We start from the raw sequence: 13,209 nt of genomic DNA on the forward strand, positions 1-13,209 counted from the left end.
TGGACCTTGGTCCTCCTTGAAATCGCAGGTCAGATGCGGTGCGGGGGTGTGGGCCCGGATGGGGGCCGGGACCTTCGGGTGCCAGGAGGGGACCAACGCGGACACAAATGATCGATCAAAAGGAGTGGAATGGAGGCAAGCGACGAAGCGACTCGGAAGGTGCGGGCCATGACTGCCACTCCTGCGGAAGCAACGGTCAACGACGGGGTCTGGAAGGGCTTCAAGGGCGGCCTGTGGCGCGACGCCATCGACGTCCGCGACTTCATCCAGCAGAACTACACGCCGTACGAGGGCGACGACTCCTTCCTCGCCGGGCCCACTGAGCGCACCACGGCCGTCTGGAAGGCGATCACCGACAAGTTCCCGGAGGAGCGCGAGAAGGGCGTCTACGACATCGCGTACGACATCCCCTCCACCATCACCGCGCACGCCCCCGGCTACATCGACCGCGCCAAGGACCTCATCGTCGGCCTCCAGACCGACGCCCCGCTCAAGCGCGCGATCATGCCGTACGGCGGCTGGCGCATGGTGGCCGGCGCCCTGGAGACCTACGGCTACCCGGTCTCCGAGGAGCTGGAGAAGGTCTTCACGGAGTACCGCAAGACCCACAACGCCGGGGTCTTCGACGCCTACACCCCCGAGATCCGCGCCGCCCGCAAGGCCGGCATCGTCACCGGACTCCCGGACGCCTACGGCCGCGGCCGCATCATCGGCGACTACCGCCGCGTGGCCCTGTACGGCGTCGACCGCCTCATCCAGGTCAAGAAGGAGGAGAAGGCCGAGCTCGACACCCTGCCCGCCGGCCACCGGCCGCTGGAGGAGACCATCCGGCTGCGCGAGGAGCTCTCGGAGCAGATGCGCGCCCTCGGCGAGCTGAAGGCCATGGCGGCGACGTACGGGTACGACATCTCGGCCCCCGCCGGCACCGGCCGCGAGGCCATCCAGTGGCTCTACTTCGCCTACCTCGCCGCCGTGAAGGAGCAGAACGGCGCCGCGATGTCGCTGGGCCGCACCTCCACCTTCATCGACGTCTACCTCCAGCGCGACATCGAGTCCGGGCTCCTCACCGAGGAGCAGGCCCAGGAGCTCGTCGACGACTTCATCATCAAGCTCCGGATCGTGCGCTTCCTGCGCACCCCCGAGTACGACGAGCTGTTCTCCGGCGACCCGACCTGGGTGACCGAGTCCATCGCCGGCATGGGCGAGGACGGCCGCCCGCTGGTCACCAGGACCTCCTTCCGCTACCTCCAGACCCTCTACAACCTCGGCCCGGCCCCCGAGCCGAACATGACGGTCTTCTGGTCCCCGCAGCTGCCCCAGGGCTTCAAGGAGTTCTGCGCCAGGGTCTCCATCGACACCTCCTCGGTGCAGTACGAGTCCGACGAGCTGATGCGCCCGCGCTTCGGCGACGACACCGCCATCGCCTGCTGTGTCTCCGCGATGCCCGTCGGCAAGCAGATGCAGTTCTTCGGCGCCCGCGTCAACCTCGCCAAGACCCTCCTGTACGCGATCAACGGCGGCCGGGACGAGAAGTCCGGCGCCCAGGTCGGCCCCGCCACCGGCGCCCTCACCAGCGAGGTCCTCGACTACGCGCAGATGATGGAGAAGTTCGACGCGCAGATGGAGTGGCTCGCGAGCACCTACGTCCACGCCCTGAACGTCATCCACTACATGCACGACCGGTACGCCTACGAGCGCATCGAGATGGCCCTCCACGACCGCGACGTCCACCGCACCATGGCCTGCGGCATCGCCGGCCTCTCGGTGGCCGCCGACTCCCTGTCCGCCATCAAGTACGCCAGGGTCACCGCCCACCGCGACGAGACCGGCCTGGCCACCGACTACACCGTCGAGGGCGAGTACCCGGCCTTCGGCAACAACGACGACCGGGTCGACGACATGGCCGTCTGGCTGGTCGAGGAGTTCATGAAGAAGGTGCGCAAGCACCCCACCTACCGCAACGCCGAGCACACCCAGTCCGTGCTGACCATCACCTCCAACGTGGTCTACGGAAAGAAGACCGGCAACACCCCCGACGGCCGCCGCGCCGGCGAGCCCTTCTCCCCGGGCGCCAACCCGATGAACGGCCGCGACACCCACGGCTACGTCACCTCGGCCCTGTCCGTGGCCAAGCTGCCCTACCGGGACGCCGAGGACGGGATCTCGCTGACCAACACCGTCACCCCCGACGGCCTGGGCCGCACCCCCGAGGAGCGGATCAGGAACCTGGCCGGGGTCCTCGACGGCTACATGGCCAGCGACGGCTTCCACATGAACGTCAACGTCCTCAACCGGGAGACGCTCAAGGACGCCATGGAGCACCCGGAGAACTACCCGCAGCTCACCATCCGCGTCAGCGGCTACGCGGTGAACTTCGTCCGGCTGACCCGCGACCAGCAGCTCGACGTCCTGAACCGCACCTTCCACGGCTCCCTCTGACCCCTCCGGGAGCCCCACCGGCCGCGCGGCCCGGGGCCGGACCCTCACCCCGGCCCCGGACCGCGCCGCACCGCACCACCCGCCCATCCGCCCGCCCCCTCGAGAGGAACCTGCCATGACCGTCCTCCTCGGCCCGAGCATCCCCGTCGGACCCGCCGCCGCTGCCGCTTCCGCCGCCCCCGCCGGCCCCAGCGCCTGCGCCACCCCCGCGGCCGCGGCCACCCACCGGCCGAGCGAGGGCTCGGTGCACTCCTGGGACCTGTCCACCGGTGTGGACGGCCCCGGCACCCGCTTCGTCACCTTCCTCTCCGGCTGCCCCCTGACCTGCCTGTACTGCCACAACCCCGACACCATGCGGATGCGCAACGGCAAGCGCACCTCCGCCGACGACGTCATCGCCGAGGCCCGCAAGTACACCCGCTTCATCGCCGCCTCGGGCGGCGGCGCCACCGTCTCCGGCGGGGAACCGCTGCTCCAGCCGGTCTTCGCGGGCGAACTCCTGCACCGCATGAAGCACGAGCTCGGCCTGCACACCGCCCTCGACACCTCCGGCTTCCTCGGGGCCCGCGCCACCGACGCCCTGCTGCGCGACGTGGACCTCGTCCTCCTCGACATCAAGTCCTGGGAGCCCGAGACCTACCGCAGGGTCACCGGACGCGCCCTCCAGCCCACCCTGGACTTCGCCCGCCGCCTCGCCTGCCTCGGCAAGGAGGTCCACCTGCGCTTCGTCCTGGTCCCCGGGCTGACGGACGCCCGCGAGAACATCGAGGGCGTGGCCCGCTTCGCCAGCTCCCTCGGCAACGTCTCCCGCGTCGACGTGCTCCCCTTCCACAAGCTGGGCGAGTCGAAGTGGGACGCCCTCGGCATGGACTTCACCCTCCGGGACACCCCCTCCCCGACCCCGCAGCAGATCGCCGGGGCCAGGGAGGTCTTCGCCGCCGAAGGCCTCCACGCCGTCTAACCCGTTCGGCCGACAACCAGACCCGGCATAACGGGCTGAACCAGGTCACACCACCTAGCGTGGTTCTGTGTCCGAGCCCACAGAAGCAGTCGCCTCCCCGCCTCCTCCGGCACCTCCCCCCGAGGCGCCCCAGCCACCGCCGGCCAGGCGCTCCGTCACCGCACGGGCCACTCTGGCCGGCACGGCCGTCTCCCTCCTGCTCGTCGTCGCGATCGTCCTGGGCAGCCGGTTCCTGCGCGACTTCGACTCGGCCCTGCTGCCGTACGCAGTCGCCACGGTCTTCCTGGCCTTCGGGGTCGCCTACCGCTACACCGTGTGGGTGTCCTCCCCGGGCGCGCGCAGACTGTTCAAGAAGGGCTTCGGGAGCCTCTTCTCCACGGCCAACTTCCGCAAAGCGCCCACCGCCCTGCCGAAGATGATCGCCACCTACCTCGGCTTCCAGAAGTTCCTCGGGGCCCGCTCGCACGCCCGCTGGGCCGCCCACCAGCTGATCTTCTGGGGCTGCATCCTGGCCGCCCTGATCACCTTCCCCCTCACCTGGGGCTGGTTCACCTTCACCTCGTCCACCGGGTCCGGACCCGGCTACGAGATGCGGATCTGGGGCTTCAAGGTCCTCGGCTTCGACTCCCTGAACATCATCGGCTGGCTGATGTTCCACGGCCTCGACGTCGCCGCGCTCCTCGTCATCCCCGGCGCCTCCTACTTCCTGTGGCGGCGCATGAAGGACCGCGGGGCCATCACCGGCCAGCGGTTCGCCTACGACCTGCTCCCGCTGATCATGCTGATCGTCATCTCCGTGACGGGCCTCCTCCTCACCTTCTCCTCGATCTTCCTGCACGGCGGCGGCTACGAGTTCCTGGCGATCCTGCACATGGTCTCGGTGGTCTTCACCCTGATCTACATCCCCTTCGGGAAGTTCTTCCACATCGTCCAGCGGCCCGCGGCCGTCGGCATGCAGCTGTTCAAGTACACGGGCCGCCAGGACGAGAAGGTCTTCGCCTGCAAGCGCTGCGGCGAACCCGTCGACACCGCCCCCTACGTGGAGAACCTGCGCGGCACCATGCGCGACCTGAAGCTCGACTTCGACGAATGGGCCGAGTACTGCCCGCGCTGCAAGCGCGTGCTGCGCGGCAACGCCTACCTCACCCACGTCAAGAAGGGCTTCAAATGACCGCCGCCCCCCAGCCGAAGTCCTCATCCCGGCAGCTCCCGATCGACCCGTCGATCGCCCCGCCCGGAACCCGGAACTTCCGCGACGCCGGCGGCATCCCGGCCGACCAGTGGCACGCCGACCAGAACGGCGAGACCCTCGTCCCCACCCACTGCTGCTTCTGCGGGGTCCAGTGCGGGATGTACCTGCGGGTGGACGCGGGCGGCAAGGTCTTCGGGGTCGAACCCCGCAACCACGACATCAACCGCATGCGGCTCTGCCCCAAGGGCATCAACGCCTACCAGCAGGTCAACCACCCCGACCGGCTCACCGCCCCGCTGATGCGGCGCTCCCGCGAAGAGCCCTTCCGGGAGGCCTCCTGGGAGGAGGCCCTCGACTTCACCGTCTCCGAGATCCGGCGCATCCAGGGCCGGTACGGCAACGACGCCTTCGGCCTGCTCGGCGGCGCGAGCCTCTTCTCCGAGAAGACCTACCTCGTGGGCAAGTTCGCCCGGATCGCCCTCAAGACCAAGCACGTCGACTACAACGGCCGCCTGTGCATGGTCAGCGCCGCAGGCGCCAACAAGCTCGCCTTCGGCATCGACCGGGCCGGCAACCCCTTCTCCGACATCCTCCTCACCGACTGCCTGCTCATCGCCGGCTCCAACGTCGGCGAGTGCTTCCCCGTCATGACCCAGTACCTGTGGGGGGCCCGCGACCGGGGCGCCACCCTCATCGTCGTGGACCCGCGCGAGACGGCCATCGCCCGCACCGCCGACATCCACGTCGCCCTCAAGCCCGGCACCGACGCCGCCTTCTTCAACGCCGTCCTCCACGTCGTCATCAAGGAGGGTCTGGACGACGAGGCCTACGTCGGCGCCCACACCACCGGCTGGGAGGAGGTCCGCGACACCGTCGCCGCGTACCCGCCCGAGCGGGCCGCCGAGATCTGCGGGATCCCCGCCGAGCAGGTCGTCCAGGTCGCGCGGGCCTTCGCGGGCGCCGGCAAGGCCATGGCCTGGCACGCCCGGGGCATCGAGCACCACTCCCAGGGCGTCGAGAACTGCCTCACCGTCATCAACCTGTGCGTCGCCACCGGCAACATCGGCAAGCCCGGCGCCGGCTACGGCACCATCACCGGCCAGGGCAACGGACAGGGCGGCCGCGAACACGGCCAGAAGTCCGACCTCCTCCCCGGCGGCCGCTCGATCAGCAACCCCGAGCACCGCCGCCAGATCTGCGAGATCTGGGGCATCGAGGAGTCCGAACTCCCCGCCGCAGGCACCTCCATGATGGAGATGGTCTGGCAGATGCAGCGCCGCGAGATCCGCGGCCTGATCGGCATCTGCAACAACCCGTTCGTCTCCCTGCCCAACTACGCAGTGGTCAAGGACGGGTACGACACCGCCGAGTTCCACGCCCAATTCGACTTCTTCCTCTCCGAAACCGCGGCCAACGCCCACGTGGTCTTCCCCGTCACCACCTGGGCCGAGGACGAAGGCGTCATGGCCAACGCCGAAGCCCGGGTGGTCAAGCACAACAAGGCCCAGGAACCCCCCGCCGGTGTGCGCACCGACACCTGGGTGATCTGCGAACTCGCCAAACGCCTCGGCGCGGGGGACAAGTTCGACTTCCCCGGCTCCCGCGAGGTCTTCGAGGAGCTGCGCACCGCCTCGGCCGGCACCGTCAACGACTACTACGGGATCACCTACGACCGGCTGGAGGAGACCGGCGGGATCTCCTGGCCCTGCCCCGCCACCGACCACCCGGGCACCCCCCGCCTCTTCGAGGACGGCCGCACCTACCACCCCGACGGCAAGATCCACATGCAGGTCGTCGAATGGCATCCCCCCATGGACGCCTACACCGAGGAGTTCCCCCTCTCCCTCACCACCGGGCGCACCGTCGCCCACTTCCTGTCCGGCAACCAGACCCGCCGCCTCGGCGCCCTGGTCGAGCAGACCCCCCGCCCCTGGGTGGAGGTCCACCCCTCGCACGGCTTCCGCAACGGCGACCCCGTGCGCGTCGTCACCCGCCGCGGCAGCGAGGTCTTCCCCGCCCTGGTCACCGAGGCCATCCGCCCGGACACGGTCTTCGTCCCGTACCACTGGCCCGTGCCCACGGCCGCCAACGCCCTCACCATCGACGCCCTGGACCCCCGCTCGAAGATCCCCGAGTACAAGGTCTGCGCCGCCCGGATCGAGGCCGCCGAGCGGATCGACGAGGTCCCGGCCCCTCCCACCGCGCCCGGCCGCGAGGCCTACCCGGAAACCCAGGTCTCCCGCACCGACCCCCTGCCGCCCACGTCCCCCCAGGGCCGTGGCACGGCGGAGAGAGGCTGAGCCCCGCCATGATGGGAAAGACGATCTTCATCGACCCGGGGCGCTGCATCGGCTGCCAGGCCTGCGTCTCCGCCTGCCGCGAATGCGATTCGCACCGCGGCAAGTCCATGATCCACCTCGACTACACCGAACCCGGTCGCTCCGTCGCCTCCCTTCCCACCGTCTGCATGCACTGCGAGGACCCGGTGGCCCCCTGCGCCGAGGTCTGCCCCGCCGATGCGATCCTCGTGACCGCCGACGGCGTGGTGCAGCAGGCCGACACCACCCGCTGCATCGGCTGTGCCAACTGCGTCAACGCCTGCCCCTTCGGAGTCCCGAAGATCGACCTCCAGGCGAAGCTCCAGATGAAGTGCAACCTCTGCTACGACCGCACCGCCTACGGCCTGGCCCCCATGTGCGCCACGGTCTGCCCCACCGGGGCGCTGTTCTACGGGACGCTCGAGGAACTCCAGGCCGAGCGCCCCGGGGTGCAGGTCGCCGACTCCTTCGCCTTCGGGGACGTCGTGGTCAACACCGGCGTGGCGATGGTCGTGCCCGCCGAGAAGGTCCAGTGGCCGGTTCCCGGCGGCCTGCCCGTCGTCGAGGTCAACGGAGTGGACGTCCGATGAGCGTGACCGAACAGCCCGCCCCGGCCCCCGGCGGCGACCCCGCAGACACCTCCCCCGACACCGCCGACGCGGCCCACGCGCAGCTGCGCGACCGCATCAGCGCCGACTCCCTGACCACCCGCCGCGACTACCTGAGGATCGTGGCCACCGTCTCCGGCGGCCTCGCCATCGGCGGCATCGGCGTGGCCTCCGGCATCCTGCACCGGCACGGGGACAGCGAGGGGGCGCCCGAGCCCAAGAAGGTCACCGACCGGCTGCTGCCGGGCGAGTCCGTGGCCTTCCGCTACCCCGAGGAGGAGGACCGGGCCCTCGCGGTCCGCCTCCAGGACGGCACCCTCGTCGGCTACTCCGCCGTCTGCACCCACCTGGCCTGCGCCGTGCTCTGGCGCGAGGACCGCGGGGCCGAGGGGGAGCTGTACTGCCCCTGCCACGAGGGGATCTTCGACGCGCGTACGGGCGAGGTGTCCGCGGGCCCGCCGCCGCGCCCGCTCCCCAGGATCTTCCTGATCGAGGAGCCCGACGGCAGCGTCTGGGCCGTCGCCACCGCACGGTCGGGAGAACCGGACAAGGAGGCCTTGTGCCGGCAGTTCAGCGAGTCCCGCCCCGAGATGGCAGCACGCTTCGGCTGTCCCGGCGCGGCCCGCTCCACCGAGAGCAGGCGGACATGAGCGAACCGCAGGTACCCCCCCGGCCCGCCTACAGCCCCGGCAGCGCCCAGCCGCGGCTGAACCGCCCGGTCAGCGAGCGCTATCCCCAGATCCGCGCGACGAGCGGCTACGGCGACCCCCGGATCCGGCACACCGGCCCCGGCCCGGGCGCCGGCACCGAGCAGGAGCCCGAGCGCTCCTCGAAGCTGACGGCCCGCCTGGTCCTGGCCCTGACGGTGGTGGTCGGCCAGCTCTGGGCGCTGACCGTCACCGTCAACGAGTGGATGCAGGGCGATACCGGCACGGCCTGGTGGGGGGCGGGATTCCTGGTCCTGTCCTTCCTGGTCGTCCTCGGCCTCTGGCTCCTCGACCCGAAGGACCGATGACCATGTCCATACGCACGACGAACTCCGGACCGCGCCCGCACCGGGCCGACACCTACCGGCCCGGCACCACCATCGGCGACTGGCGGCCCGAGGACGACTCCTTCTGGCAGGCCACCGGCCGCAGGGTGGCCCAGCGGAACCTGTGGGTCTCGATCCCCGCCCTGATGCTCGGCTTCGTGGTCTGGCAGGTCTGGTCGGTGACCGTGGTCCGGCTGACCGACGTCGGCTTCGGCTACTCGAAATCGCAGCTGTTCTGGCTGACCGCGATCCCGGGCATCACGGGCGGTACCTTCCGCATCCTGTACACCTTCATCGGCCCGATCTTCGGCGAGCGGAAGTTCACCGCCTTCAGCACCTTCATCCTGATCGCCCCGATGCTGTGGCTCGGCTTCGCGCTCCAGGACACGGCGACGCCCTACTGGGAGATGGTGCTGATCGCGGCGGTCTGCGGGATCGGCGGCGCCAACTTCGCCTCCTCGATGTCGAACATCGGCTTCTTCTTCCCCAAGCGGGAGAAGGGCAGCGCCAACGGGCTCAACGGCGGCCTCGGCAACCTGGGCGTGAGCGTCGTCCAGCTGGTCGCCCCGCTGGTGGTCACCGCCGCCGTGCTCGGCGCCCCGGCAGGCGGCCCCCAGCGAGACACCAAGAACAACACCGACATCTGGCTGCAGAACGGCGCCTTCCTCTGGGTGCCGCTGCTGGTGGTCGTGGCCCTGCTGGCCTGGTTCCTGATGAACGACCTGAAGGTCGCAGCGGCCCCCTTCAGCCAGCAGAAGATCATCTTCAAGCGCAAGCACAACTGGCTGATGACCTGGCTGTACGTGGGCACCTTCGGATCCTTCATCGGCTTCGCCGCGGGCCTGCCCCTGCTGATCAAGGACAACTTCCAGGCCCAGGGCTACCAGGCCACCACCTACGCCTGGATCGGCCCCTTCGTCGGCGCGCTGATGCGCTGGGCCGGCGGCTGGCTCTCCGACAAGATCGGCGGCGCCAGGGTCACCATGCTGTCCTTCGTCGGCATGGCGGCCTCGCTCGTCGTCGTCATCTCCGCCCTGCCCTCCGGCTTGGACCAGGGCGACTTCTGGACCTTCTTCCTGGGCTTCCTGGCGGCCTTCTTCTTCTCCGGCCTGGGCAACGGCTCGACCTTCCGGCAGATCCCCGTGATCTTCCGGGACCAGCACTCCCGGGCCGCCGCCGGGCAGGGGCCCGAGGCCCAGGCCGCGGCGCTCAAGCAGTCCGAGATGGAGGCGGGAGCGGTCACCGGCTTCTCCTCGGCCATCGCGGCCTACGGCTTCTTCTTCATCCCGGCGATGTTCGCGAACTTCCCCGTCACCAGTGCCCTGTGGTGCTTCATCGCCTTCTACGCCACCTGCCTCGCCGTGTGCTGGTGGTTCTACGCCCGCAAGGGCGCCGAGGCACCCAGCTGACCTGGCCGGGCCCCCGCCGTACCCTGGAGGCATGAGCACCGCCCCCACTCCCGCACCCGCCTCGCCGGAGCCGCACGGCAAGCCCCGGCCCAAGCCCGTGCTGGACTTCGACGACCCGCTCGACCGGCAGTCCGCCGACGACACGGACCGGGGGTGGGGCGAGCGGCCCTCCTCCGGCAGTGGCAGCGCAGCCGACCTCGCGCGCTTCCTCGACGAGAAGCCGCCGCACCACCTCTGATCCGGCCGGACCGGTCCCGCCCGGGGAACCGGGCGGACCGGTCCCGCCGGGCGGTCCGGCCGCTGCGGAGGGGTCAGACCACCGGGCCGCGGCCCGCGCCGCCCGCAGAGCCCTCGCCGGACCCGCGCTGCGCCACCAGGGCGTCCCGGATCTCCTTGAGGACCTCCAGCTCGGTGACGTCCAGGGTCTCCTTCACGCCCTCCTTGGCCTTCCGGCGGGCCTCCACCTTGGACAGGTACTTCGCCATCGGCAGGACCATCAGGAAGTAGACCACCGCGGCGGTGATCACGAAGCTCAGGGCCGCGGAGAGCACCGAGCCCCACATGATCGGTACACCCGAGACCACATCGCCCGCGGCGTTGGTCTCGCACGGGGACTTCAGGCAGGACGAGTAGTTGTTGAGGTCCTTCGTCCCGATCGCGCCGACCAGCGGGTTGATGATGCCCTTCACCACGGAGTTCACGACGTTCGTGAACGCCGCACCGATGACCACGGCGACCGCCAGGTCCACCACGTTCCCGCGCATCAGGAAAGCCCTGAATCCGGCCAGGACGCTCTCCTTCTTCTTCTCGCTCACCACTGAGCCTCTCTTCGCATGTGTCGCATCGGCAGCAGGACACGGAGTCAACGGTTCCGAAAAATACGGCAGTCCGGGCCCGTGCTGTCCAATCGGCGCACGCGTTCAGCTGACTTGACCGTCCGCGCGTGCGAATCAGCACAGCGTCACCGCCAGCCGCGAGACCGCACCCGCGGCCACCAGCGTACGAGCGGTCCCGCGCGGCACGGAGAGCACCACCAGCGCTCCGCTCTCGCCAACTCCCGCTTCCGGTACGGGCACTTCGGCCACCCGCGCCGCCAGCGCCAGCACCCGCGCCTGCCCCGCCTCGGCGCCCTGGCCGCCGGCTGCGGCCACCACGTCCACCCGGTCACCGGGCCGCAGCAGCCGCACCGTCGCCGCATCCGCGATGCGGACGGGCGCGGAGACCAGCCGCACCGCCTCGGCGCGCGGCGGGGGCGGCGCGGGAGCCGGCCCGCTGCGGGAGGCCCGGGCCTCCGGACCCGCCGCCGCGAGCGCGGCAGCAGCCACCGCCAGCCCGGCCGCCGTCACCCGCCGCCTGCGCCGCAGCGCCCGCCTCAGCCGGTCCCCGCCCCGCCCCACCCGCAGCGGGGCGAACTCCGGGACCCCACGGGGCGGCGGGCAGCCGGGAGGCGCCCCCGGCGGGGGAGGGGGGCTGCCGGGAAGGGCGGGAAGCCCAGGAGGAGCGGGAGGAGAGGGAGGGCCAGCAGAGCCGGCAAAGCCCGCCGAGCGAGCCGCGCCGACAAGGCCACCCGCGCCGGCAACGCCACCCGAGCCGACAAGGCCACCCGAGTCGACAAGGCCACCCGCACCGGCAACGCCACCCGAGCCGGCAAGGCCGGCCGAGTCGGTAAAGCCAGCCGAGCCCGTAAACCCGGCAGGGCCCGCAAGGCCGCCAGGGCCGGTCAGCGCAGTGGAGGGGGAGAGAGGGGTTCCTGCACGGTCCTGCCGTGCGCGCATCGTGCCGGACATGCCGACCACCGCCCGTCGTGAGGGAGTTCGGGGATTCCACCGCCCGGACCCTTCGCCCGGACACCCCTCACGATCCGCCCCCTCCCCGATTCCCGCCCGGCCCTGTGGACCGTCCCCCGCCTGTGGACAACCCCCTCACCCCCACGGGCTACGGCAGCTCGATCCCCAGGTCCCAGCCGTCGTGCGCGTGCGTGCACAGGCAGTCCCGCGCCTCCGTCGCCGGCAGCGCCGCCACCGCGTCGAAGAGCACCTCGCGCAGCCGCCCCACGTTCTCGCCGAACACCTTCAGCACCTCGGTGTGGGAGACCCCCTCGCCCGTCTCCGCACCCGCGTCCAGGTCCGTGACCAGCGCCATCGAGGTGTAGCAGAGCCCCAGCTCGCGGGCGAGGACGGCCTCCGGGTGCCCGGTCATGCCGACCACGGACCAGCCCATCGCCGCGTGCCACTGCGATTCCGCGCGGGTCGAGAACCGCGGCCCCTCGATCACCACCATCGTGCCCCCGTCCACCGGCTCCCAGCCGCGCCCGCGCGCGGAGGCCATGGCGGCCGTCCGCCCGGCCGGGCAGTACGGGTCGGCGAAGGTGGTGTGGACGACGTTCGGCACCGTCCCGTCCGGCAGGGCCTCCCCGTCGAAGAAGGTCTGCTTGCGGCCCTTCGTACGGTCGACCAGCTGGTCCGGTACGAGCAGCGTGCCCGGCCCGTACTCGGCCCGCAGCCCGCCCACCGCGCACGGCCCCAGCACCTGGCGCACGCCGACGGAGCGCAGCGCCCACAGGTTCGCCCGGTAGTTGATCTTGTGGGGCGGCACCTTGTGGCTGCGTCCGTGCCGGGGCAGGAAGGCGACCCGGCGCCCGGCCAGCTCACCCAGGAAGAGCGAGTCGCTGGGAGCGCCGTAGGGGGTCTCCACCTCGATCTCGGAGACGTCCTCAAGGAAGGAGTAGAAGCCCGAACCGCCGATTACGCCGATCTCTGCGTTCACCATGCCCCCAGCCTAGGCGGGCGCCCTGCTCAGAGCCGTACGGGCCCATGCGGAAGGCCCCGCACCCGAGGGGGTGCGGGGCCTTCCGCGAGGTGTGCGGCGCGCTCAGGCGGCCGGCGTGCTGCTCGACGAAGCCGAGGAGGAAGCCGACGACGAGGACGAGGCGGACGACGAGGCGGCGGGAGCCGCAGTCGACGCGCCCGACGTGCTCGAAGACGTCGGCTTCGAGGCCGGGGAGCTGCTCGACGACGCACCGCGGCTGTCGTTGCGGTAGAAGCCGGAGCCCTTGAAGACGATGCCGACCGCGGAGAACACCTTCTTCAGGCGTCCCTTGCAGCTCGGGCACTCGGTCAGGGCGTCATCGGTGAACTTCTGCACCGCCTCGAGGCCTTCGCCGCACTCGGTGCACTGGTACTGGTAGGTCGGCACGAATTTCCTCCTGGCACTCTGACTCAATGAGTGCTAACGACGCTCCATGGTGAC

Annotated in this window: 13 protein-coding genes; 9 read left to right on the top strand and 4 right to left on the bottom strand. The window is 70.8% G+C overall.

Annotated features, from left to right (window positions below; all coding sequences use genetic code 11):
* Nucleotides 1–168 precede the first annotated feature (168 nt).
* From pflB to ACZ7JZ_RS06500, 9 genes are all read left to right on the top strand, one after another.
* Nucleotides 169–2,439, top strand: a complete 2,271-nt coding sequence (gene pflB, locus ACZ7JZ_RS06460) for a formate C-acetyltransferase (RefSeq protein ID WP_470933842.1) — start codon at nt 169–171, stop codon at nt 2,437–2,439.
* Between the two features lie 115 nt (nt 2,440–2,554).
* Nucleotides 2,555–3,400, top strand: a complete 846-nt coding sequence (gene pflA / locus ACZ7JZ_RS06465) for a pyruvate formate-lyase-activating protein (RefSeq protein WP_470933844.1) — start codon at nt 2,555–2,557, stop codon at nt 3,398–3,400.
* 67 nt (nt 3,401–3,467) lie between these two features.
* On the top strand, nt 3,468–4,571 hold the full coding sequence (locus ACZ7JZ_RS06470) for an MFS transporter (protein WP_470933846.1): 1,104 nt from the start codon (nt 3,468–3,470) through the stop codon (nt 4,569–4,571).
* Nucleotides 4,568–6,892: a molybdopterin oxidoreductase family protein gene (locus tag ACZ7JZ_RS06475; protein WP_470933848.1), complete on the top strand. Its 2,325-nt coding sequence runs from the start codon at nt 4,568–4,570 to the stop codon at nt 6,890–6,892. The genes ACZ7JZ_RS06470 and ACZ7JZ_RS06475 overlap by 4 nt, the downstream gene beginning before the upstream one ends.
* Before the next feature lie 8 nt (nt 6,893–6,900).
* Nucleotides 6,901–7,500, top strand: a complete 600-nt coding sequence (locus ACZ7JZ_RS06480) for a 4Fe-4S dicluster domain-containing protein (protein ID WP_470933850.1) — start codon at nt 6,901–6,903, stop codon at nt 7,498–7,500.
* Nucleotides 7,497–8,168, top strand: coding sequence for a Rieske (2Fe-2S) protein (locus tag ACZ7JZ_RS06485; protein WP_470933852.1), 672 nt, complete (start codon nt 7,497–7,499; stop codon nt 8,166–8,168). The genes ACZ7JZ_RS06480 and ACZ7JZ_RS06485 overlap by 4 nt, the downstream gene beginning before the upstream one ends.
* Entirely contained in the window at nt 8,165–8,533 is a 369-nt protein-coding gene (locus ACZ7JZ_RS06490) for a hypothetical protein (protein ID WP_470933854.1), read from the top strand. The genes ACZ7JZ_RS06485 and ACZ7JZ_RS06490 overlap by 4 nt, the downstream gene beginning before the upstream one ends.
* Nucleotides 8,534–8,535: 2 nt before the next feature.
* The gene (locus ACZ7JZ_RS06495; protein WP_470933856.1) at nt 8,536–9,960 is read left to right on the top strand and encodes a NarK family nitrate/nitrite MFS transporter; all 1,425 of its coding nucleotides are present in this window, start codon (nt 8,536–8,538) and stop codon (nt 9,958–9,960) included.
* Between the two features lie 31 nt (nt 9,961–9,991).
* The gene (locus tag ACZ7JZ_RS06500) at nt 9,992–10,198 is read left to right on the top strand and encodes a hypothetical protein (RefSeq protein ID WP_470933858.1); all 207 of its coding nucleotides are present in this window, start codon (nt 9,992–9,994) and stop codon (nt 10,196–10,198) included.
* A 73-nt stretch (nt 10,199–10,271) separates the two neighbouring features.
* Here the strand turns inward: ACZ7JZ_RS06500 and mscL are convergent, their stop codons facing one another.
* The 4 genes from mscL to ACZ7JZ_RS06520 form a co-directional block, all read right to left on the bottom strand.
* Nucleotides 10,272–10,775, bottom strand: coding sequence for a large conductance mechanosensitive channel protein MscL (mscL, locus tag ACZ7JZ_RS06505; RefSeq protein WP_470933860.1), 504 nt, complete (start codon nt 10,773–10,775; stop codon nt 10,272–10,274).
* Between the two features lie 135 nt (nt 10,776–10,910).
* On the bottom strand, nt 10,911–11,306 hold the full coding sequence (locus ACZ7JZ_RS06510; protein ID WP_470933862.1) for a hypothetical protein: 396 nt from the start codon (nt 11,304–11,306) through the stop codon (nt 10,911–10,913).
* Nucleotides 11,307–11,895: 589 nt separating this feature from the next.
* Complete coding sequence (locus tag ACZ7JZ_RS06515; protein ID WP_470933864.1) at nt 11,896–12,729, bottom strand: S-methyl-5'-thioadenosine phosphorylase; 834 nt, start codon at nt 12,727–12,729, stop codon at nt 11,896–11,898.
* Between the two features lie 102 nt (nt 12,730–12,831).
* Nucleotides 12,832–13,155, bottom strand: coding sequence for an FmdB family zinc ribbon protein (locus ACZ7JZ_RS06520; protein WP_470933866.1), 324 nt, complete (start codon nt 13,153–13,155; stop codon nt 12,832–12,834).
* Between the last annotated feature and the right edge of the window lie 54 nt (nt 13,156–13,209).

Source organism: Streptomyces sp. NPDC038213 (assembly GCF_055600495.1).

Excerpts from the sequence above, each read along its gene's own strand:
- pflB (WP_470933842.1), top strand. The coding sequence starts at position 169 with ATGACTGCCACTCCTGCGGAAGCAACGGTCAACGACGGGGTCTGGAAG.
- pflA (WP_470933844.1), top strand. The coding sequence starts at position 2,555 with ATGACCGTCCTCCTCGGCCCGAGCATCCCCGTCGGACCCGCCGCCGCT.
- ACZ7JZ_RS06475 (WP_470933848.1), top strand. The coding sequence starts at position 4,568 with ATGACCGCCGCCCCCCAGCCGAAGTCCTCATCCCGGCAGCTCCCGATC.
- ACZ7JZ_RS06480 (WP_470933850.1), top strand. The coding sequence starts at position 6,901 with ATGATGGGAAAGACGATCTTCATCGACCCGGGGCGCTGCATCGGCTGC.
- ACZ7JZ_RS06485 (WP_470933852.1), top strand. The coding sequence starts at position 7,497 with ATGAGCGTGACCGAACAGCCCGCCCCGGCCCCCGGCGGCGACCCCGCA.
- ACZ7JZ_RS06490 (WP_470933854.1), top strand. The coding sequence starts at position 8,165 with ATGAGCGAACCGCAGGTACCCCCCCGGCCCGCCTACAGCCCCGGCAGC.
- ACZ7JZ_RS06495 (WP_470933856.1), top strand. The coding sequence starts at position 8,536 with ATGTCCATACGCACGACGAACTCCGGACCGCGCCCGCACCGGGCCGAC.
- ACZ7JZ_RS06500 (WP_470933858.1), top strand. The coding sequence starts at position 9,992 with ATGAGCACCGCCCCCACTCCCGCACCCGCCTCGCCGGAGCCGCACGGC.
- ACZ7JZ_RS06515 (WP_470933864.1), bottom strand. The coding sequence starts at position 12,729 with ATGGTGAACGCAGAGATCGGCGTAATCGGCGGTTCGGGCTTCTACTCC.